Genomic DNA, 977 nt, shown 5'->3' with positions numbered 1-977 from the left:
GAAACTGACAAAGCGGTAACCACGTCAGGCACCCTAACCAGTATCGACGTCGATAATCCAGATAATGCATTCACACCGGATTCGATTACTGGCACCAACGGCAACCTCACCATTGGTGCTAATGGCCAATGGACATTCACCGCCAACAGTGCGTTTAATCAATTGAACGTCGGCGATAAGGTTGAGGAAACCTTTACCGTAAATTCTGTTGATGGCACACCGTCGACCATCAAAGTGACGATTAATGGCAACAACGATAAAGCGACGGTCAGTACCGCAACGGTCAGTGTGGATGAAACTGACAAAGCGGTAACCACATCAGGAACGTTGACCAGTACTGACGTGGATAATCCAGATAATGCATTCACACCGGATTCGATTACTGGCACCAATGGTGACCTGACTATTGATGCTAATGGTCATTGGGTCTTCACCGCCAACAGTGCATTTAATCAATTGAATGTCGGCGATAAGGTCGAAGAGACCTTCACGGTGTCGTCCATCGATGGCACCCCTTCGACGATCAAGGTCACGATTAATGGCACTAACGATGCAGCAACAGTCAGCAGCGCGACCGTCGCTATCGATGAAACCGACAAAGCAGTAACGACTTCAGGAACATTAACCAGCACCGATGTCGATAATCCGGATAATGCGTTCACTCCAGACTCCATTGCAGGCACAAATGGCGACCTCAACATTGATGCCAATGGTCACTGGGTATTCACCGCTAACAGCGCGTTTAATCAATTGAATGTCGGCGACAAGATCGAAGAGACCTTTACGGTATCGTCGGTTGATGGCACACCGTCAACCATCAAAGTGACGATTAACGGCACTAACGATGCAGCTACTGTCAGCAGCGCGACCGTTGCCATCGATGAGACTAACAAAGCGGTAACAGCTTCAGGTACCCTCACCAGTACCGATGTAGACAACCCAGACAACACGTTTACACCGGATTCTATTTCAGGTAC

General features: G+C 48.7%; 1 protein-coding gene. It reads left to right on the top strand.

The window, feature by feature from the left end; genetic code table 11:
* Positions 1–977, top strand: a 977-nt coding sequence (locus AB4375_RS00015; RefSeq protein ID WP_372050823.1) for a VCBS domain-containing protein, incomplete at both ends; no start/stop codon positions are given.

Source organism: Vibrio sp. 10N.261.51.C6 (assembly GCF_041471785.1).
Classification (GTDB): domain Bacteria; phylum Pseudomonadota; class Gammaproteobacteria; order Enterobacterales; family Vibrionaceae; genus Vibrio; species Vibrio crassostreae_C.
Note: the sequence above shows the minus strand (reverse complement) of the source record. Positions and strands in the feature narration are given on the sequence as shown.